The 19,816-nt window shown below is 71.3% G+C and carries 12 protein-coding genes; 2 read left to right on the top strand and 10 right to left on the bottom strand.

Annotated features, from left to right (window positions below; translation table 11 throughout):
- Nucleotides 1–24: 24 nt before the first annotated feature.
- The 6 genes from ACIBLA_RS00865 to ACIBLA_RS00840 all read right to left on the bottom strand — a co-directional run bounded on the left by ACIBLA_RS00865 (nt 25) and on the right by ACIBLA_RS00840 (nt 12,860).
- Nucleotides 25–1,629: a succinic semialdehyde dehydrogenase gene (locus ACIBLA_RS00865; RefSeq protein ID WP_399197435.1), complete on the bottom strand. Its 1,605-nt coding sequence runs from the start codon at nt 1,627–1,629 to the stop codon at nt 25–27.
- 99 nt (nt 1,630–1,728) lie between these two features.
- Nucleotides 1,729–3,474, bottom strand: coding sequence for a serine/threonine-protein kinase (locus ACIBLA_RS00860; protein WP_399197434.1), 1,746 nt, complete (start codon nt 3,472–3,474; stop codon nt 1,729–1,731).
- An 81-nt stretch (nt 3,475–3,555) separates the two neighbouring features.
- Nucleotides 3,556–5,274, bottom strand: a complete 1,719-nt coding sequence (locus ACIBLA_RS00855; protein WP_399197433.1) for a serine/threonine-protein kinase — start codon at nt 5,272–5,274, stop codon at nt 3,556–3,558.
- A 129-nt stretch (nt 5,275–5,403) separates the two neighbouring features.
- Nucleotides 5,404–8,601 (bottom strand): protein kinase, encoded by a 3,198-nt coding sequence (locus ACIBLA_RS00850; RefSeq protein ID WP_399197432.1) that lies wholly within the window; start codon nt 8,599–8,601, stop codon nt 5,404–5,406.
- 323 nt (nt 8,602–8,924) lie between these two features.
- Nucleotides 8,925–10,835, bottom strand: coding sequence for a serine/threonine-protein kinase (locus ACIBLA_RS00845; protein ID WP_399197431.1), 1,911 nt, complete (start codon nt 10,833–10,835; stop codon nt 8,925–8,927).
- Between the two features lie 318 nt (nt 10,836–11,153).
- Nucleotides 11,154–12,860 carry a glycerol-3-phosphate dehydrogenase/oxidase gene (locus ACIBLA_RS00840; protein WP_363240156.1) on the bottom strand — a complete coding sequence of 569 codons (1,707 nt, stop codon included), beginning with the start codon at nt 12,858–12,860 and terminating at the stop codon, nt 11,154–11,156.
- Nucleotides 12,861–13,116: 256 nt separating this feature from the next.
- Between ACIBLA_RS00840 and ACIBLA_RS00835 the strand changes: the two genes are divergently transcribed.
- Nucleotides 13,117–14,379, top strand: coding sequence for a nucleotide sugar dehydrogenase (locus ACIBLA_RS00835; RefSeq protein ID WP_363240157.1), 1,263 nt, complete (start codon nt 13,117–13,119; stop codon nt 14,377–14,379).
- A gap of 139 nt (nt 14,380–14,518) precedes the next feature.
- Nucleotides 14,519–15,028: a hypothetical protein gene (locus tag ACIBLA_RS00830; protein ID WP_399197430.1), complete on the top strand. Its 510-nt coding sequence runs from the start codon at nt 14,519–14,521 to the stop codon at nt 15,026–15,028.
- A 62-nt stretch (nt 15,029–15,090) separates the two neighbouring features.
- On the opposite strand, the gene ACIBLA_RS00825 is transcribed toward ACIBLA_RS00830, so the two are convergent.
- The 4 genes from ACIBLA_RS00825 to ACIBLA_RS00810 all read right to left on the bottom strand — a co-directional run bounded on the left by ACIBLA_RS00825 (nt 15,091) and on the right by ACIBLA_RS00810 (nt 19,467).
- Nucleotides 15,091–16,215, bottom strand: coding sequence for a GuaB3 family IMP dehydrogenase-related protein (locus tag ACIBLA_RS00825; RefSeq protein WP_399197429.1), 1,125 nt, complete (start codon nt 16,213–16,215; stop codon nt 15,091–15,093).
- Nucleotides 16,216–16,353: 138 nt separating this feature from the next.
- The gene (gene guaB / locus ACIBLA_RS00820) at nt 16,354–17,856 is read right to left on the bottom strand and encodes an IMP dehydrogenase (protein WP_363240160.1); all 1,503 of its coding nucleotides are present in this window, start codon (nt 17,854–17,856) and stop codon (nt 16,354–16,356) included.
- Nucleotides 17,857–17,977: 121 nt separating this feature from the next.
- Nucleotides 17,978–18,553: a sigma-70 family RNA polymerase sigma factor gene (locus tag ACIBLA_RS00815; RefSeq protein WP_363240161.1), complete on the bottom strand. Its 576-nt coding sequence runs from the start codon at nt 18,551–18,553 to the stop codon at nt 17,978–17,980.
- A 302-nt stretch (nt 18,554–18,855) separates the two neighbouring features.
- On the bottom strand, nt 18,856–19,467 hold the full coding sequence (locus ACIBLA_RS00810; protein ID WP_003948568.1) for a response regulator transcription factor: 612 nt from the start codon (nt 19,465–19,467) through the stop codon (nt 18,856–18,858).
- Nucleotides 19,468–19,816: the final 349 nt, after the last annotated feature.

The raw sequence follows: 19,816 nt of genomic DNA, 5'->3' as shown, positions 1-19,816 counted from the left end.
TTTGAATTCTTCAAACTCTTCGAATCAGCGCAGCCGGAAGGCCTTGAGCGCACGCAGGCTCCTGGTCATGAACGCCGCGTACTTCTCGTCGTCCATGCCCATCGACGGAGCCATCGGCAGCACCCGCTGCTGCGCGACGGTCTGCACCTCGGTGTATTTGAGAATGCCCTCGGAGCCGTGCCTGCGCCCGAGGCCGGATTCCTTCATGCCGCCCATCGGTGCCTGGACACTGCCGTACGCCGGGGCGTACCCCTCGTTGATGTTGACGGTGCCGGTACGCAGCCGGGCGGCGACCTCGTGCCCGCGCCTGCCGTCGCGCGTCCATACGCTCGAATTGAGGCCGTACGGCGTGGAGTTGGCCAGCTCGACGGCCTCGTCCTCGTCGCTGAACCGGTAGACGGAGACAAGCGGCCCGAAGGTCTCCTCGGCGCAGACCGCCATCGGCGCCTCGACGCCCTCCAGGATGGTGGGCTCGTAGAAGTACGGCCCGATGTCGGGCCGCGCCACGCCGCCCGCGAGGACCGTGGCACCCTTGGCGACGGCCTCCTCGACATGACTGGTCACGGTCGCCAGCTGGCGCTCGCCGGCGAGCGAGCCCATGTCCGCCCCGTACGCGAGCGCGCTGCCCAGCCGCATCGCCTTCGTACGGGCCGCGAATCGCTCCACGAACGCGTCGGCGACGGACTCGTGGACGTACAACCGCTCGACGGAGATGCAGAGTTGGCCCGCGGTGGAGAAACAGGCCCGCACCGCCCCGGCCGCCGCCTTCTCGATGTCGGCGTCGTGCAGGACCAACATGGCGTTCTTGCCGCCGAGTTCGAGCGACGCACCCACCAGCCTGCTCGCCGCGCGCTGCGCGACATCGCGGCCGGTGCGGGTGGAGCCGGTGAAGGAGACGTAGTCGCCGCGCTCGACGACCTCGGGCCCGACGACCGGTCCGTCGCCGAGCACCACCTGGAACACCCCGGCCGGCAGTCCGGCCTCGACCAGCAGGTCACGGGCCCACAGCGCGGTGAGCGCGGTCTCGGTGTCGGGCTTCATGACCACGGCGTTGCCCGCGACGAAGGCGGGCAGGGCGTCGCCGACGGACAGCTCCAGCGGGTAGTTCCAGGGCGCGATCTGCCCCACGACACCGCGCGGCTGACGCTGCTCGGTGACCTTGGTCAGCAGGGGTACGGCGCCGGTGTGCCGCCTGGGCCGGAGATACGCGGGGGCCTTGCGCCCGTAGTGGCGGGCGGCGACGGCCACGGCCTGGACCTCTTCGTGGGCGTGCAGCCTCGCCTTGCCGGTCTCCAGCTGGATGAGGTCGAGGATCTCGGCCTGGCGCTCCAGCAGGAGGTCGTGGAAGCGGAGCAGGACGGCGGACCGCTTCCGTACGGAGGTCGCCGCCCAGACGGGCTGCGCGGCGCGGGCACGCGAGAAGGCCTCGGCGACGTCCTCGGGGGTGGACTCGGGCAGGTCGGCCAGCTTCTCACCGGTGGACGGCGTGTGATTCGCGGTGCGCCCGGAACCCACGACGCCCCTGACGAGCTGGGCGAGCACTTCGGGAGTGACCACGTCGGCGGCGGTGCGTACACCGGCGGGGGCCGGAGCCACGGGGTTGGTCGTGGGGGCCTGTGAGTCCGTCATGAGGGCGAGAGTATGCCGCGTACGGAACTTTGGGTACCCGCGGGTAACACCTTTTCCCGGGTCGGCGGCCGGCCGCAAACCGGCCGCCGGTCCATGGCCTCAGGGCAGGTAGCTGCTCTCGATCACCAGATGCTTGACGATGTTCTCGTACAGCTCCTCGCCGTCCACCACGGCGTCCCCCTTGGCGGGCATCGCCACCCGCAGCCGCCAGTGCACGTCGTCGCTGCCGGGGACGATCAGCTCGTGGTAGCGGTACCGGATCGGGTCCTCGGACGAGTCGCTGTACGGCGTGAAGTCGACGATGTTCTCGAACGCCTTGTCCGAGCCCTTGAACGACGCGTCCGCGCTCTTGTAGTCCGCGTCCTGGATCTCCGTGCCGTTGTCGCCGCCGTCCTCGTAATACATCTTCCAGGCCGCTTCGTCAGCCGACAGGACCTCGTTGTCCGGCTTCTTCTGGACCTGGTCCATCGAGACGGTGAAGACACCGCTCGGGTCCCGGAAGCTGACCCGAGTGTCCTCGGTGGAGCTCTCCTGGGAACGCCGGTAGTCCTCCGGGACAGCGATCTTGGCGTCCAGGATCTCCACCTCGGAGCGGACCTCCCAGCCCTCCGGCAGTTCGTCACCGGCGAACGGGTCGAAGAAGATCAGCCCGAGCACGAGGACCACCGCGAGCAGACCGCCGCCGAGCCCGAACTGCGCCGGGCGGTTGCGGTGCAGGACCGGCGGGACCCACTTGCTGCCGGTCGTGGCGCCGGAGGCGCCCGCGCCCTGGTAGAGCCGCGTCGCCTCCGGCGAGAGCTGCGGCGGGCGCGCCACCGACTCCAGCACCGCGCGCACCTCCGCGGCCGTGGGCCGCGCCGCGGGGTCCTTGCGCAGCAGCTGCATCACGATCGTGCCGAAGGCGCCCGATCCGCGGGCCGGCATCTGCGGCTCGGCGGAGAGCACGGCCTGGAGCGTGGCGGGGATGTTCGAGCGGCGGTACGGGGACATCCCCTCGACCGCCGCGTACAGCACGACGCCCAGCGACCACAGGTCCGACTCGGGGCCGGGGCGCTGGCCGAGCACCCGCTCCGGCGAGATGAACTCCGGTGAGCCGACGAAGGCGCCGGTCTCGGTGAGTCCCTGCTGGCCCTCGACCTGGGCGATGCCGAAGTCGCTCAGCACGACGCGGTCGCCGCGGCCGAGCAGCACGTTGTCCGGCTTCACGTCGCGGTGCAGCACACCGGCCTCGTGGGCGGCGTTGAGCGCGTTCAGTACAGCGAGCCCGATCCTGGCCGCCTCGCGCGGGTCGAGCGTGCCCTCCTGAAGACGGTCGGCGAGCGACTGGCCGCGGACCAGCTCCATGACGATCCACGGCTTGTCGTCCTCGACGACCACGTCGTGCATGGTGACGACCGCGGGGTGGTCGATCCTGGCCGCCGAGCTGGCCTCGCGCCGCATCCGCCGGTGGACGGTGTCGCGTTCGCCCGCGCCCAGGTGTTCGGGAACGCGGGGCTCCTTGACCGCGACGTCGCGGTCCACGATCTCGTCGTGCGCCAGCCAGACCGTTCCCATGCCGCCGTGTCCGAGCCGCGAGACGAGGCGGTAGCGGCCACCCAGCAGGCGTCCGACCGACGGGTCGGGCTCCATCGGGGTGTGGGCGCCGGGGGCGTGCGCGGCGGGGTTGTGCGCGCCGGGGGTGTGCGGTGTCGACTGCGTCGGCTGGTACGGGGAGCCCTGCGGCGGCACCTGCGGGAGTTGCGACTGCTGCCCCTGGTACGGCGGATACGGCTGCTGCGGATGTTGCTGCGGCGGCTGAAGTCCGTAGCTGGTGGGCTCGTTCGCCCGTCCCCCGTCGTTCGTCATGACCACATCTTTACGGAAAGCGTGTCGCGATGGCCACCGGGGGGCGGGAGCGGGTGCAGAGCCGTGACATGACGGCCCGGTTCAGCCTTCCTCGCCGTCCGGCTGCCAGCCGTCGAGTATGACGTCGAACTGCGCGCGGGTGGTGGTCCAGTTCTCGGCGGGACCCGACATGTAGAGCGCGTACTCGGTCGACTCGTCCTCGGAGAAGTAAATCTGGTCGATCGCGCGGCGCTCCCCCTCCTGCCCCTGTTGCTCGGTCCAGGTGAACTCCCAGACCGCGGCCTTCGTCTGGCCGCGGAAGTTGATGGGGCGCATCTTGACCCGGTCGTAGTTGGGAAACTTGCCGACCTGCTTCTCCATGTCCTGCATGTGGAGGTAGGGATTCGGGAAGTCCGGTGTGGTGTCGATGGCGATACGCAGGAAGTGGCGGCCGTTGTCGGGCGTGTAGTCGATCTGGTCGCCCTCCATCTGGCGCTGCCAGCCTTCGGGAACGACGAGGCTGAAGCCCGCCGGATCCTCCACCCGCTGCCAGCCCGCCGGGACGTCCCCGTCGGGTCTGGCCTCACCGCCCTCGCCGCCGGTCCCGCCGTTCGCGTCCTGGCCCTTGCCGTCGTCCGAGGACGTCGCGCCCGGGGCCGGTGCCGGTGCCGCGTCCCCTCCGGCGCTCGTGCCCGGATCGTCCTTGTTCCCGGCCTGGAGCGCGAAGTAGCCCGCGCCGCCGCCGATCAGCCCGGCGGCGACGACGGCGGCGAGCACGACACGCCAGCGTCCCTTCTTCCCGCCGGCCGGGACGGAAGAGGTCACCTGCGGGTACGCGTGCGGCGGCGTGTTCCCGTACGGCGCGGGCTGCGGCGTCGCCGAGTGCGGGGGCGGAGTCTGCCCGTGCTGGGGGTGCGGCTGTTGGTCCTGCCGGTACGGGGCCCGGACGGCCGTGACGGACTCCTCCTGGGCCCCGGGCACCACGGGCTCCCGCCCCTCCACGACCGCCCGCAGCATCCGCTCCGCCTCGGCGGCGTCCGGGCGTGCGTCGGGGTCCTTGTGGAGCAGCGCGGTGATCACGGGCCCGAGCGCCCCGGCGCGTACGGGAGCGGGCGGCTCGTCGGTGACCACCGCCTGCATGGTGGCCACCGCCGACGTACGGCGGAACGGGGAGGTGCCTTCCACCGCCGTGTACAGCGTCGCGCCCAGCGCCCACAGGTCGGAGGCGGGTCCCGGATCGTGGCCGCGTACCCGCTCGGGTGCCAAGTAGTCGATGGAGCCGACGATTTCGCCGGTGCGGGTGATGGCCGAGTCGCCCTCGATGGCGGCTATCCCGAAGTCCGTGAGCAGCACCTGGCCGTCCCGCGCGAGCAGGACGTTGCCGGGCTTGACGTCCCGGTGCAGCACCCCGGCCGCGTGCGCGGCGCGCAGCGCCCCGAGCACCTGGAGGCCGATCCGGGCCGCCTCACGCGGGTCGGCGGGGTCGGAGGTGAGGGCTTCGGAGAGCGAGGGGCCGTCCACGTACTGCATGACGATCCACGGCCGGCCGCCGTGGTCGAGCACATCATGGACCGTCACCACGGAGGGGTGGCTGATCCGGGCCGCGGCTCTGGCCTCTTTCTGCGTACGAGCGTGCAACACGGCGCTGTCGGCGGCCGATACGAACAGGGCGGCCGTCAACTCCTTGATGGCCACTGTTCTGTTGAGCAGTTGGTCGTAGGCCCGCCAGACCTTGCCCATGCCGCCGCTGCCGATGGCCTCGCCCAGCGTGTAACGGCCGGCAAGGACCAGCCCCTCACGCGTTTTCGCTGAATCTTCCACGTGCCCCTGCCTGTTCACTCGTGATGACAGGTTACGGAGCGGACGCGCGAACCCGGAACTGGGACCCGTGCTTGAAACCTCACCGTGACCCGCACGAGGGGACGGTCAGCCCCTCGTGCGGGGAAGCGGTCAGCGCGTGATCCGGTAGGAACCGGTGGCCTGTTGGTAGATCTCGGACACCTTGTCACGCTGGTCGGCCGGGCCGATGACCTGCACGATGTGGTAGCTGCCCTTGACGATCATGGCGAGGTTGCGGACGTAGACCTCCTGGCCGCTGCTGCTCTGCCAGGTGAACTGGCCCTCGGCCATGCGCTGTTGGCCGACGTCGATCCGGCGCAGACCGGAGGCGGTGGCCCAGGAGGAGTCCCGGAAGGGCTGCAACTCCCGCTCCTTCTCCCGCTGGTAGACCAGCGGGTCGTCGCCGTTGTCGTCCACCGTGTCCCGTCCCGGCACCACGATGAGGGTGAAGTCGCCGCGCCCGTAACGGACTTGGCCGCTGTCGTTGATCGGGCTGCGCTGCCAGCTCTTGTCCACGCCGATCTCGAAGCCCTCGGTGTCCTTGCGCAGGACATAGCCGTCCGCGAGATCGGCCGGGGGCCCGGAGCTCTGCGGCGTCGAGGAGTTGGGGTCCTGCGGCTGCGGTGTCGCCGGCGCGCTCGGGTCCGACCCCGCACCCTTCTGCGACTGCGCCTGTTCGTCGGCCTTCGGCAGGAACATCACCGCGAAGGCGATGGCCGCGACCATCAGCACGAGGATGACGGCGAGCAGGATGCGCCCGAGCGAGCGCGGCTCGCGGGAACCGCCGCCACCCGACCTCTGCCGCGGCTCGCGGTACTCCCTCTCGCCGAAGTCGTCGTCGCGGTGGTCCCGTTCGCCGTACGCGCGGTCCCTCTGCTCGCGGCGCGGCTCGACGTACGCCTCACCGTGCGACGCCCGAGCGGCGCCGCGCCGCTCGGACGACCTGCCGCCGCTCTTGTCCTTGCGCTCCTTGACCTTCTTGTGGCGGTGCCGTCCGGCGTCGCCGCCGCGGCCCCAGCCACGGCGCTTGCGGACCAGCTCGCCCCGGCGGCGCACGATCGGCAGCCGCTCGTCCACGGAGGGCACGGCGACGACGTCGAGACCGGCGTCGGGCTCGGGCGCCGAGCGCACCAGCGAACGCAGCCAGCCGCGCAGCTCCTCGAAGTCGGGCCGTTCCGTGGGGTCCTGACGGAGCAGCGACTCGACGACGGGGCGCAGCGGGCCGCACTCCTCGGCGAAGGCGGGCGGTTCGGCGCAGACGAGCTGGACCAGCTCGGCCGCGCTCTCCTCCGGATACGGGGCGTGGCCCTGGACGGCGCGGTAGAGGAGCGCGCCCAGCGCCCACAGGTCGGTGGACGGGCCGATGGGCGGGGCGAGTTGCCAGTTCTCGTGGACCGGCCCAGCCTGCTCCGGTGCCCACCGCTCCGTGACCGCGCCGACGACGGCTATCCGTGCCTGGCGGGCGCGTTCGGCGGCGAGCGGGGTGGCGGGGCCCCGGTACGCGGGGGTCGTGCCGCCCGCGACGACATCGTCCCAGCGGCCGGCGGGGGCGGTGGGTCCGGGGACGGCGGGCAGGTTCGACGACTGCCGCTGGGCGTCGGCACGCATGGCGTCGCTGGTGCCCGAGGGGTGCCAGCCGCTGCCGGAGCCGGAGGCGTCACCGGCCGCGTTCTCCTGGCGGAGGTACGGGGAGGTGCCGCCGCCCGCGGGCAGCGGGCGGGAGCCGTCACCGGCGCCCGAGGGGCCGTCGTGCCAGGTGCCGGCCAGTTGGACGCGACGGGGCGGCCGGGGGTCGTCGTCGTCCGGGTCGAAGCCGGGGCCGTCGTCGGCGTCATCAGCGTCGTCGGCGTCACCGGCGTATTGGCCGTCCGTCCCGCGCCCCTGCGGGTCGATCTCGCGGGGCGGCATCGCCCACCAGTCGGGGTCGCGGTTGTCGTCCTGCGTGGGTCCGGCCGGTCCGGCCCCGCCCGACGGGCCGTCCGGGGAACCGCTCCGGCCGGCGGGGGCCGAGGGGTCCGACAGATGCACGGGGCGCTGAACGGGCAGGGTGCCGCTGTCGCGCTGCTGGTCCTCGGTGACGCGGGCGGCGGCGCGCGCTCCGGCGCGGTAGGCGGCGATGGCTCCGGCGCGCGCGGCGCGGGTGTCCGCGGGGCCGCTGCGGGAGGGGTTGGCCGGCAGGGCGGGCGGGCCGGTGTACGGGACGACGGGGGCCGCTCCCGTAGCGCCTGACGCGTCCCGGTCGTCCGGGCCGGCCTCCGTGCCGGCACCACCGGTGTCCGGGCCACGGTCCAGGACGGGTCGGCCGAACGCGTCTGTCCCGTAGGGGACTTCGCCGTACGACCGGTCGCCGTGCGGACCGTCGCCGTAGGTCCCGTCCCCGCGCCGACCGTCCCTGTACGCGCCGTCGCCGTAGGTCCCGTCCCCGTACGTGCCGTCGGCCGAGCGGGCCGTCTCCAGCGCGGCGCGCCCCGGCGACGCGGGCCCGACCGGCACGCCCAGCGCGCCGGTCCCCGGCGGCAGGGCCTCGGAGCCGCCCGTACGGCCCGCGGGGATGCCCGCGGCACCCGAGCCGCCGGCCGGCACGCCCGACGTCCGCGCGCCCCCGCCGATGCCCGGTCCCGAGCCCGGAACGGGGCCGGGGATCTCACCGGTCGGCCGGTAACCGGCATCGGTGCCGCCGCCTTCTCCGGGCGCCGGCGGCACCGGCATATAGCCGCAGAGCGCTTCCTCGGCCGCGCCCGCCGCGAGGCCGGTGAGCACCACGCGCCCGTCGTCGCAGACGAGCACCGTGCGGACGGTGATGTTCCGGTGGGTCCAGCCGTGGGCGTGCAGCACCCGGACGGCGGTGAGCACGTCCGAGGCGATCTCCGCCGCGCGGTAGGGGTTGAGCGGCCTCTCGGCGAGCAGGGCGGCCAGCGGCCTGGCGGCGACCAGCTCACTCACTATCCACAGCGACCCGCCCTCGGCGAAGACGTCGAAGACCTGGTCGAGCCGCGGATGGTCGGGGATCTGGGCGGCGCTCTGGGCGGCCTCGATCGCGCGCCGCACGGCCGGGTCGGTGGGCCTGCGAGTCGTACGGCCCGTGACGCGCCGCGTCGCCGCCGCGCCCTCCGGGTCGACCATCTCGGCGTCCACGACCTCGGGCAACGGCACCTGCCTGACGAGGACTTCCTGCGCGCTGTAGGTGTCGAACGCTCGCGTCTCGACGAGGTCGAACTCGTCGGACGGAGGCAGGGGCAGGCGGTAGCGGTCGGCGAGTACCCGTCCCGCGTAGTCGTCCACGACGCCTCCCACACGCGCACTGTCCATGGGCCTCCGGATCCTCGGAGACCTCGCGAAACCGCCAATTCCGGTCGTTTACCGGCCCATTGTGACTGCGTACGGTCCGCGACTTCTCACGATACGTGGCCGCACACAAATATGCCGCCGGGTCACCGCAACACAGGCCTTAACCTTCCCGGCAACCTGCGCCCCTACGCCCCGGTACCCCGCGCCCGTACCGGCGTGACCCATTCCGGTCATGAGACGGACCGCTTCACACACAGTCGCGTCAATCACCGGAACGGGTTGCGCCGCCCGCCAGTTCGCGCCATCGCGACACGTTCACGACACGTCCGCGGCGCGCCCCGCCGTCAGTCAGTCGGCTTGAAAGTGCTGTACGCCGTCTCCCGGAGTGTCCGGCACTCGTCGTCATTCCACTCGTCCGCCTTGCAGGTGATCATGATCGCGTACCCGTGGGTGGCGTCGACCTTGAATCCCCGGTTCATCACCCGCACCCGCTCGCCGGCCTGGTCGCGCACGAATCCCCAGTCGGCGACGGTCGGATAGCCGTTGAACTCCACCGACTTGATACCCAGGCGCTTGTAATTGCCGAGGCTGCCCTTTATCTGGGCTTCGAGCTGAATCCAGGCGCGCTTGGCGTCGTTGGTCGGCCCGGCGTTGAAGTCGACTTGGATACGGGGGAATTCACCGTTCTCGCTGTAGATGCCGCCGGAACTCCGGCCTGCCGTACCGGTGCGCTTGAAGTCGTCGGGCATCGCCATGGAGAAGCGGAACTGCTTGTCGGTGATCATCTTGTAGTCGTCAGGCAGACCCTTGCCGTCCGAACCGGAGTCGGAGTCGGATTCGCCGGAACCCGGTCCCGAGTTGTTCGTGCCGGACTCGCCGGACGACGAGCCGTCCGACGCGTTGCCGTTACCGCTGTCCTTGGCCGAATCCCGCTGCTTGCCCTGACCCGCCGTGTCGTCTCCGCCGCCCTTGGCGTCGTCACCCGCGGTGGCCCCGGCCGACGTGGCGGTGCCGTCCTTGGCCGCGCCACCCTTGCCGGACCCGTCCGAGTCGCCGTTGAGCGCGACGATCAGGACGACGGAGAGGATCGCCAGCACGACGACCGCCGCGATGATCATCAGCGTGCGGCGCGGGACGACATCGGTGAGCGACGCCCGCGTGGCCGTGGTCCGTGCGGCGCCCCCGCCGGGTGTGCCCGCAGGTGCGGACGGCGACGTGGCCGCGGCGGCGGTGCCCGCAGCCACGGCCCCGGCTCCCGCCGTCTTGCCGCCCTTCGACCCGGGCTCGGGCTCCGGAGGAAGCAGCGGCAGCGGTACGACGCGGGTCGCGTCGGCCGCCGGTTCGGGCAGATCCGAGTCGGGGCTGTCGATGACGCCCTGGAGCAGCGCCCGCGCGCCCGCGTCGTCGAGCCGCAGATCCGGGTCCTTGGCCAGCAGGCCGTAGATGACCTCTTCCAACGGGCCCGCGTTCTTGGGGGGTTCGAGCGGTTCGGTCATGACGGCGGTGAGGGTCGCGATGGCCGACCCCTTGTCGTACGGCGGGCAGCCCTCCACCGACGCGTAGATCAGCCCGCCCAGCGACCACAGGTCGGCGGCGGGGCCGGGCTTCTTGCCGCGGGCGCGCTCGGGAGAGATGTACGAGGGGGCGCCGACGAGCATCCCGGTGGAGGTGACCGAGGGGTCGCCCTCCACCTGTGCGATGCCGAAGTCGGTGAGGACGACGCGGCCGTCCTCGGAGATCAGCACGTTGGACGGCTTCACGTCGCGGTGCAGGATGCCCTCGCGGTGCGCCGAGCGCAGCACGTCGAGGATCGCGAGCGCGACCTCGGCGGCGCGCCTCGGGGTCAGGATCCCGTCCTCGCGTACGACCTCGGCGAGGGACTTGCCCTCGATCAACTCCATGACGATCCACGGCCGGTCGTCCTCGTCCACGACGTCGTAGACGGTGACCGCTCCGTTGTTGCGGATGCGGGCGATCGCCTTGGCCTCGCGCAGGGTGCGCGTGATCAGACGGCGCTTCTCGTCCTCGTCGATGCTGGTGGGGAAGCGCAGCTCCTTGACAGCGACCGTACGGCCCAGGGTCTCGTCGACGGCCCGCCAGACCGTGCCCATTCCGCCGCGGCCGAGCACCTCACCGAGCCGGTACCGTCCGGCGAGAAGGCGCCCCTCGGGGGTCGCGTCGGCCCCGCGCTCCGCGTCGTCCGTGTCGTTCCCGGGGTCCCGCGCCGTGTCCCGCGACTGCTCAGCCTCCGCCATGCGTCCCCTCTGCGATCCCTGGTGTCCGCCCGCGCCTGGTGTCCGCCCGCGCGCCTGGCACACCTGCCCGCGCGCGGCGCGGTAACGCGCCCTGACAGAGCCTCCATTGTCCCTCATTCCGGCGCGTGCGATGCTCGCGGGTCCGCCATCCGGCCGGGCGACGGCCCAAGCGGAGCCCGTCGCCGGTCCGTTGGACGGGGTACGGCGGCTTCCGCCGCTGGTCATGCCCCTGTTCATGACTCGAACAGGAGTGCCCGGCACAATCCCGCAAAGGACCGCACCAGGCACCCCATCCGTCTCAACTCACCGCAGAATCCCCTAGAGAGGCACGATGTCCGGCGCGCCGAGCCGTGCCGCGTCCGCCGTCAGGTCGTCCGGCTGGCGCTGCGACTCGCGCTCCGCCTCCACCCGCTTCCGGTAGTGCTCGACCTCTTTCTCGATCTGGCCCTTGTCCCAGCCGAGCACCGGCGCCATCAGCTCCGCGCACTCGCGGGCGCTGCGCGTCCCCCGGTCGAACGTCTCGATCGAGATGCGGGTGCGCCTCGTCAGGACGTCGTCGAGATGACGCGCCCCCTCGTGCGACGCCGCGTACACGATCTCGGCCCGCAGATAGTCCTCGGCGGCGCCCAGCGGCTCACCGAGACCGGGGTCGGCCGCGATCAGCTCCAGCAACTCCTCCACCAGCGCCCCGTACCGGTTGAGCAGATGCTCCACGCGCACCACATGGAGCCCGGTCCGCGCGGCGATCCCCGCGCGCGCGTTCCACAGGGCGCGGTAGCCCTCGGCTCCGAGCAGCGGGGTGTCCTCCGTCACGCAGGCCGCCACCCGCTGGTCGAGGCCGTGCACCGCCTCGTCCACCGCGTCCTTGGCCATGACCCGGTACGTCGTGTACTTGCCGCCGGCCACCACGACCATGCCCGGCACCGGGTGCGCCACCGTGTGCTCGCGCGACAGCTTGCTGGTCGCGTCGGACTCGCCGGCCAGCAGGGGGCGCAGCCCCGCGTACACCCCCTCCACGTCGTCACGCGTCAGCGGTACGGCGAGGACCGAGTTGACGTGTTCAAGGAGATAGTCGATGTCCGCGCTGGAGGCCGCCGGGTGGGCCTTGTCGAGGTCCCAGTCGGTGTCGGTGGTGCCCACGATCCAGTGCCTGCCCCACGGGATGACGAAGAGCACCGACTTCTCGGTCCGCAGGATCAGCCCGGTCGACGAGTGGATGCGGTCCTTGGGGACCACCAGGTGGATGCCCTTCGACGCCCGGACATGGAACTGGCCGCGCTCGCCGATCAGCGCCTGGGTGTCGTCCGTCCACACCCCGGTCGAGTTGACGATCTGCTTCGCCCGGATCTCGTACTCCCCGGCGCCGTCCACGTCCCGCACGCGGGCTCCGACGACCCGCTCGCCCTCACGCAGGAACCCCACCACGCGGGCCCTGCTGGCGACATGCGCGCCGTAGCTCGCGGCCGTACGCACCAGGGTCGCCACATACCGCGCGTCGTCCATCTGGGCGTCGTAGTACTGCAAGGCGCCGACCAGCGCGTCCTTCTTGAGCGCCGGGGCCACGCGCAGCGCGTGGCGGCGGGAGAGATGGCGGTGCGTCGGCAGGCCCCGGCCGTGGCCGGACGAGAACGACATCGCGTCGTACAGCGCGACGCCCGATCCGGCGTAGAGCCGCTCCCAGCCCTTGTGCTGCAACGGGTAGAGGAACGGCACCGGCTTCACCAGATGCGGGGCCAGCCGCTCCAGCAGCAGTCCGCGCTCCTTCAGCGCCTCCCTGACGAGCCCGAAGTCGAGCATCTCCAGATAGCGCAGCCCTCCGTGGATCAGCTTGCTCGACCGGCTCGATGTGCCCGAGGCCCAGTCGCGCGCCTCCACGAGCCCGGTCGACAGTCCCCGTGTCACGGCGTCGAGCGCCGTCCCGGCGCCGACCACGCCCGCGCCCACGACCAACACGTCCAGTTCACGCTCGGCCATCTCCGCCAGAGCCGTGGCGCGCTCCTCCGGTCCCAGTGTCGCTGTCCTCACCGCTGCCTCCCGTCGCCCCCGTGTTGTTCGGGCTCTTCGATTCTGTCCGCACTCGCCGACTTCAGCCACCGGCTGTGGACAACACCGGCCGACGATCGGGTCAGGCCAGTGAAATCCGCAGACATGTACCGCCATGTCCGGCCATGTAATGACGCATATCGGTCATATTTACGCCTAGTCTGACATTGCCCTCGCTCGTTCTGTCCACAGGGGTTGCGCCCTCTGTCTCCTCCGGTTATGGGAAAGGACGGCCCACATGCCCGCAGACCTCGCCGTCATCGGACTCGGCCATCTCGGCCTGCCCCTCGCCCAGGCCGCCGTGGCCGCCGGCATCGAGACCGTCGGCTACGACCTCGATCCACGGCCCGTCGCCGAACTGGCGGCGGGCCGCACCCCCGTCGACGGGCCCCTCACCGCGTCCGACGTCCGCCGCATGCTCTCCGGCGGCTTCCGGCCCACCACCAACCCGACCGAGCTGGGCCGGGTCCGTACCGCCGTCATCTGTGCGCCCACCCCGCTGGGCCCCGACCGCACCCTCGACCTCACCGCCGTCGGCGAGGCCGCGCGCGCCCTGGCCGCCCGGCTGCGCCCGCACACCACCGTGCTGCTCGAATCACCGGCGGGCCCCGGCACCACCGAGGGGTTCCTGCGCACCATCCTGGAAGAGGGCTCGGGCCTGCGCGCCGGGCGCGACTTCCACCTCGCCTACTCCCCCAGCCGCGTCGACCCCGGCCGCCGCACCCACGGCCACATCAACACCCCCAAGGTCATCGGCGGGCTCACCCCGGCCTGCACCGAATCGGCGGCGGCCTTCTACGGACGCCTCACCGACAAGGTCGTCCGCGCGCGCGGACCGCGCGAGGCCGAGACCGTCAAGCTCCTGGAAACCAACTTCCGGCACGTCAACATCGCCCTCGTCAACGAGATGGCCGTGCTCTGCCACGACCTCGGCGTCGACCTCTGGGACGTCATCCGGTGCGCCGAGACCAAACCGTTCGGCTTCCAGGCCTTCCGGCCCGGCCCCGGCGTCGGCGGCCACGGCGTCCCCATGGACCCCAGCTACCTCCCGCACGCCGGCCGCACCCCCGGCCATCCGCTGCGGATGGTCGGCCTCGCCCAGGAGATCAACACCCGCATGCCGCAGTACGTCATCCAGCGCTGCGCCACGCTCCTCAACGAGCACGGCAAGTCCGCGCGCGGCGCCCGCGTCCTGCTGCTCGGCGTCACCTACAAGCAGGACCACGCCGACCAGGAGAGTTCACCGGCCACCGAGATCGCCCGCCGGCTGATGGACCTGGGGGCGACCGTCAGCTACCACGATCCGTACGTCCCCGACTGGCGCGTACGCGAACTGCCGGTCCCGCGCGCCGACTCTCTTTACGAGGCCGCGGCGCACGCGGATCTGACGGTGCTGCTCCAGCACCACCGTACGTACGACCTCCAAGGCCTCGCCGTGAAGGCGCAGTTGCTGCTCGACACCCGAGGCGCGAGCCCCGCGGGAGCGGCGTACCGGCTCTGACGCGGCGGCCCACCCGCCTCCGGCCTCCGGCCCACCAGCCTTCCACAGCCGGGCAATTGCCTACTGCGGTGTCGTAGCGGACTGCTATGGTCCAGGGCGCTCGCACAACGGTGCGGGCATTCCTTGGGGGATCTTTCACATGAGTCAGTCTTTCCCGCCGCCCGGCAACCCGTACGCCGGAGGCCCCGTCCCGCCCGGCCACGTCCCGCCCGGCCCCGGCAACCCGTTCGCGCCGGCCCCGCCGGTCCGGGACAACGTGGGGCTCGGCCTGGCGGCAGCGGCCGGCACGGCGATCGCCGCCGGCGCCATCTACGGCGGCATCGCCGGTGCCATCGAGAGCGAGATCGGTTACGCCGCCATCGCTGTCGGCTTCGTGATCGGCTTCGTCGCGGGCAAGGTCGGCGGACGCAACCCGATCCTGGCCGTGGTCAGCGCCGTGTTCGCGCTGGCCGCCGTCTACCTGGGCCAGATCTTCGGCATCGCGATCATCGGTGCCGAGGAACTGGGCCTGTCGACGACGGAGATGCTGTTCGACCACTTCAGCCTGCTGACCGAGGCGTGGAACGCGGGCAAGGAGGCGATGACCTTCCTGTTCTTCGCCCTCGCCGCGGTCGCCGCGTTCTCGGGCGCCAAGAAGGCCGCCTCCTAAAGAGGCCGCACACACACGAAGGTGCCCCGGACCGCTTACGGTCCGGGGCACCTTCCGTGCGTTCAGCGGCTGTGCTGCGAGTCCGCGACCGTCACCTCGACGCGCTGGAACTCCTTGAGTTCGCTGTAACCGGTCGTCGCCATCGCCCTCTTGAGCGCGCCGAAGAAGTTCATCGAGCCGTCCGGGCTGTGCGAGGGCCCGGTCAGGATCTCCTCGGTCGTCCCGACGATGCCCAGATCCACCAACTTGCCACGCGGCACGTCCTCGTGGACGGCCTCCATGCCCCAGTGGTGCCCCTTGCCCGGCGCGTCGGTCGCCCGCGCCAGCGGGGAGCCCATCATCACCGCGTCGGCCCCGCACGCCACGGCCTTGGGCAGGTCGCCGGACCAGCCCACGCCACCATCGGCGATCACATGCACGTACCGCCCGCCGGACTCGTCCATGTAGTCGCGCCGGGCGGCGGCCACGTCCGCGACCGCCGTCGCCATCGGCACCTGGATGCCCAGCACGTTACGGGTGGTGTGCGCGGCCCCGCCGCCGAAGCCCACCAGCACGCCGGCCGCACCGGTGCGCATCAGATGCAGCGAGGCGGTGTACGTGGCGCAGCCGCCGACGATGACCGGGACGTCCAGTTCGTAGATGAACTGCTTCAGGTTCAGCGGCTCGGCCGCGCCCGAGACGTGCTCGGCGGAGACCGTCGTCCCCCGGATGACGAAGATGTCCACCCCGGCGTCCACGACGGCCTTGGAGAACTGCGCGGTGCGCTGCGGCGAGAGTGCGGCGGCCGTGACCACACCCGAGTCGCGCACCTCCTTGATGCGCCGCCCGATCAACTCCTCCTGGATCGGCGCGGCGTAGATCTCCTGGAGCCTGCGGTTGGCGGTCGCCTCGTCCAGATCGGCGATCTCGGCCAGCAGCGGCTGCGGTTCCTCGTAACGGGTCCACAGGCCTTCGAGGTTGAGCACGCCGAGACCGCCCAGCTCGCCGATGCGGATCGCCGTGCTCGGCGAGACCACGGAGTCCATGGGGGCGGCCAGGAACGGCAGCTCGAACCGGTAGGCGTCGATCTGCCAGGCGATCGAGACCTCCTTCGGGTCGCGGGTGCGCCGGCTGGGGACGACCGCGATGTCGTCGAAGGCGTACGCCCGGCGTCCGCGCTTGCCGCGGCCGATCTCGATCTCAGTCACGATGTATGGCCTTTCCTCTGCGTCTGCGGCTTCAGTATCCCCGACCCGGCCCGGCACACCGGTGAGGGGCGGCCCCGAGATGAACGGGACCGCCCCTCACCTTGGTCCTGTCCGGCGGACAGGACCACGAGCGGGTCGTCAGCGACCGGTGTAGTTCGGCGCCTCGACCGTCATCTGGATGTCGTGCGGGTGGCTCTCCTTGAGCCCGGCCGCGGTGATCCGGACGAACCGGCCCTTGCGCTCCATCTCGTCGATGGAGGCCGCGCCCACATAGCCCATGGTCTGCCGCAGGCCGCCGATGAGCTGGTGCAGGACGGCGCTCAGCGGCCCGCGGTAGGGCACCTGGCCCTCGATGCCCTCGGGGACCAGCTTGTCGTCCGAGGACACCTCGCCCTGGAAGTAACGGTCCTTCGAGTACGAACGGCCCTGGCCGCGCGACTGCATCGCACCGAGCGAGCCCATCCCGCGGTACGACTTGAACTGCTTGCCGTTGATGAACTGGAGCTCACCCGGCGACTCCTCACAGCCCGCGAGCAGGCTGCCGAGCATCACCGTGGACGCGCCGGCCGCCAGAGCCTTGCCGATGTCGCCCGAGTACTGGAGGCCGCCGTCGCCGATGACCGGGACGCCCGCCGCCTGGCAGACCACCGCGGCCTCGTAGATCGCCGTGACCTGGGGGACGCCGATGCCGGCGACGACTCGCGTCGTACAGATCGAGCCCGGCCCGACGCCGACCTTCACGCCGTCCACGCCCGCGTCGATCAGCGCCTGGGCGCCGTCACGGGTGGCCACGTTCCCGCCGATGACATCCACCGGAACGCTCGACTTGATCTTGGACATCCAGCTCAGCGCGTTGCTGTTGTGACCGTGGGAGGTGTCCACGACCAGGAAGTCCACCCCGGCCGCGACCAGCGCCTGGGACCGCTCCAGCGCCTCGGGGCTGGCACCGACGGCAGCGCCGACGAGCAGCCGGCCCTCGCTGTCCTTGGCGGCGTTCGGGTACTTCTCCGCCTTGACGAAGTCCTTGACCGTGATGAGGCCCTTGAGGACGCCCTTGTCGTCGACGAGCGGAAGCTTCTCGATCTTGTGGCGGCGCAGCAGCTCCATGGCGTCCACGCCGGAGATGCCGACGTTGCCGGTGACGAGCGGCATCGGGGTCATGACCTCACGCACCTGGCGCGCGCGGTCCGACTCGAAGGCCATGTCGCGGTTGGTGACGATGCCGAGGAGCTTGCCCGCGGCGTCGGTGACCGGGACGCCGCTGATCCGGAACTTGGCGCAGAGTTCGTCCGCCTCACCGAGCGTCGCGTCGGGGCGGACCGTGATCGGGTCGGTGACCATGCCGGACTCGGAGCGCTTCACGAGGTCGACCTGGTTGGCCTGGTCGGCAATGGAGAGATTGCGGTGCAGCACGCCGACGCCACCCTGCCGTGCCATGGCGATCGCCATACGGGCCTCGGTGACCTTGTCCATCGCGGCGGAGAGCAGGGGGAGGTTCACCCTGACGTTCCGGGAGACCAGGGACGTGGTGTCCACCTGGTTCGGCAGGACCTCCGAAGCGCCGGGCAGCAGCAGCACGTCGTCGTATGTCAGCCCGAGCGTCGCGAACTTCTCGGGCACTCCGTCGACGTTTGCAGTCATGACACCTTCCCCAAATGGCCTTGATCGGTGCGGATGCCCATGCTAACGGGAAGCGGAGGCGTCTGATTCCCCGCTCCCCCGCCGCTCCCCGCCCCGCCCCGTGCCCGGCCGGGCGGGACCGCTACTGCTCGGCCAGCGCGCGCAGCCTGCTGAGCGCGCGGTGCTGCGCCACCCGTACGGCGCCCGGCGACATTCCCAGCATCTGGCCGGTCTCCTCGGCGGTCAGCCCCACGGCGACCCGCAGCACCAGCAGCTCGCGCTGGTTGTCGGGGAGGTTGGCGAGGAGCTTCTTGGCCCACTCGGCGTCGCTGCTGAGCAGCGCGCGCTCCTCCGGGCCGAGGGAGTCGTCGGGCCGCTCGGGCATCTCGTCCGAAGGCACGGCCGTCGATCCGGGGTGCCGCATGGCGGCCCGCTGGAGATCGGCGACCTTGTGCGCGGCGATGGCGAAGACGAAGGCCTCGAAGGGCCTGCCGGTGTCCTTGTAGCGCGGCAGCGCCATCAGGACCGCGACGCAGACCTCCTGCGCCAGGTCCTCCACGAAGTGGCGGGCATCACCGGGCAGTCGGTTCAGCCGGGTGCGGCAGTAGCGCAGCGCGAGGGGATGCACATGGGCCAGGAGATCGTGCGTGGCCTGCCCGTCCCCCTCGACGGCACGATGAACGAGCGCACCGATCACCGTGGTCTCGTCATCGCGCATCGGACCATGGTGCCTTGGCGGCTGCTGATCCGTGGCACCGCGTTCATAGTTGTGCACCGAAGCGTTATGAGCAGGTGCGCTGGAACTCATCTCCCGCGCCCTCCCCTTCCGCTCGCCCGACTCGTCCCCGAGGAACTCCACACCTCAAGGATGCGGCATCGGGCGGGAAACTGTGGCGTACGGGCACGGTTGACCCTCTTCGCCGCCCCGTCCGCCGCACGGCAGACGGGGTTCCACGACTGTCCGGAAAAGCTGCTCCAGGGCTCCGACCAGCGCATCGACCGGCCGGCACCGGACTGGACCTAGCGGACCAGGCCCCAGCGGAATCCGAGGGCAACGGCGTGCGCCCGGTCCGATGCGCCGAGCTTTTTGAACAGACGGCGGGCATGCGTCTTGACCGTGTCCTCCGAGAGGAACAGCTCGCGCCCGATCTCCGCGTTCGACCGCCCGTGGCTCATGCCTTCGAGCACCTGGATCTCACGCGCGGTGAGCGTGGGCGCCGCGCCCATCTCGGCCGACCTGAGCCGGCGCGGGGCGAGCCGCCATGTCGGGTCGGCCAGCGCCTGGGTGACCGTCGCGCGCAACTCCGCGCGGGACGCGTCCTTGTGCAGATAGCCGCGGGCACCGGCGGCGACCGCGAGCGCGACACCGTCCAGGTCCTCGGCGACCGTGAGCATGATGATCCGGGCGCCCGGATCGGCGGACAGCAGCCGCCGGACGGTCTCGACGCCGCCCAGACCGGGCATGCGTACGTCCATCAGAATCAGGTCCGAGCGGTCGGCGCCCCAGCGGCGGAGGACTTCCTCTCCGTTGGCCGCGGTCGTCACGCGCTCGACGCCGGGCACGGTCGCAACCGCGCGGCGCAGCGCCTCTCGGGCAAGCGGGGAGTCGTCGCAGACGAGGACGGATGTCATGGCCGCCCTCCGCAGCTGATGCGCGTCACCTTGAGCCTCCAGGCTGAGTACATGTGGTCACCTGTGCGATTGACGCCACCGGGCATGTGCCCGATCGCTTGTTCCTTCAACCGCCTCGACCACTCAACGACGGTCACTCGAAAGAGTTACGGGTCCGGAATCGCTCTCGGCACTCTACGTGAGGAAGCGCACACAGAGCAGAGCCTCGCAGGTCACCTTCGATCACTCTGAGCTATGCCCCATTTAGCCCTTTTTCTTCGCTTTTGCTGGTGTCTGTGGCTAGATTCGCAATGAGTCATATTTACATCTACTTACACAGGAGATGTACCGTCGTCAGCATGATGTGGTC

Origin of the sequence: Streptomyces sp. NPDC050433 (assembly GCF_044458565.1) — a bacterium.
Lineage (GTDB): Bacteria > Actinomycetota > Actinomycetes > Streptomycetales > Streptomycetaceae > Streptomyces.
This window is presented reverse-complemented; position numbering and strand designations above follow the sequence as displayed.

What these genes read in the sequence shown, in the direction of transcription:
- ACIBLA_RS00865 (WP_399197435.1), bottom strand. Translation starts at nt 1,629, where the DNA reads ATGACGGACTCACAGGCCCCCACGACCAACCCCGTGGCTCCGGCCCCC.
- ACIBLA_RS00860 (WP_399197434.1), bottom strand. Translation starts at nt 3,474, where the DNA reads ATGACGAACGACGGGGGACGGGCGAACGAGCCCACCAGCTACGGACTT.
- ACIBLA_RS00850 (WP_399197432.1), bottom strand. Translation starts at nt 8,601, where the DNA reads ATGGACAGTGCGCGTGTGGGAGGCGTCGTGGACGACTACGCGGGACGG.
- ACIBLA_RS00845 (WP_399197431.1), bottom strand. Translation starts at nt 10,835, where the DNA reads ATGGCGGAGGCTGAGCAGTCGCGGGACACGGCGCGGGACCCCGGGAAC.
- ACIBLA_RS00835 (WP_363240157.1), top strand. Translation starts at nt 13,117, where the DNA reads ATGCCCGCAGACCTCGCCGTCATCGGACTCGGCCATCTCGGCCTGCCC.
- ACIBLA_RS00830 (WP_399197430.1), top strand. Translation starts at nt 14,519, where the DNA reads ATGAGTCAGTCTTTCCCGCCGCCCGGCAACCCGTACGCCGGAGGCCCC.
- guaB (WP_363240160.1), bottom strand. Translation starts at nt 17,856, where the DNA reads ATGACTGCAAACGTCGACGGAGTGCCCGAGAAGTTCGCGACGCTCGGG.
- ACIBLA_RS00815 (WP_363240161.1), bottom strand. Translation starts at nt 18,553, where the DNA reads ATGCGCGATGACGAGACCACGGTGATCGGTGCGCTCGTTCATCGTGCC.
- ACIBLA_RS00810 (WP_003948568.1), bottom strand. Translation starts at nt 19,467, where the DNA reads ATGACATCCGTCCTCGTCTGCGACGACTCCCCGCTTGCCCGAGAGGCG.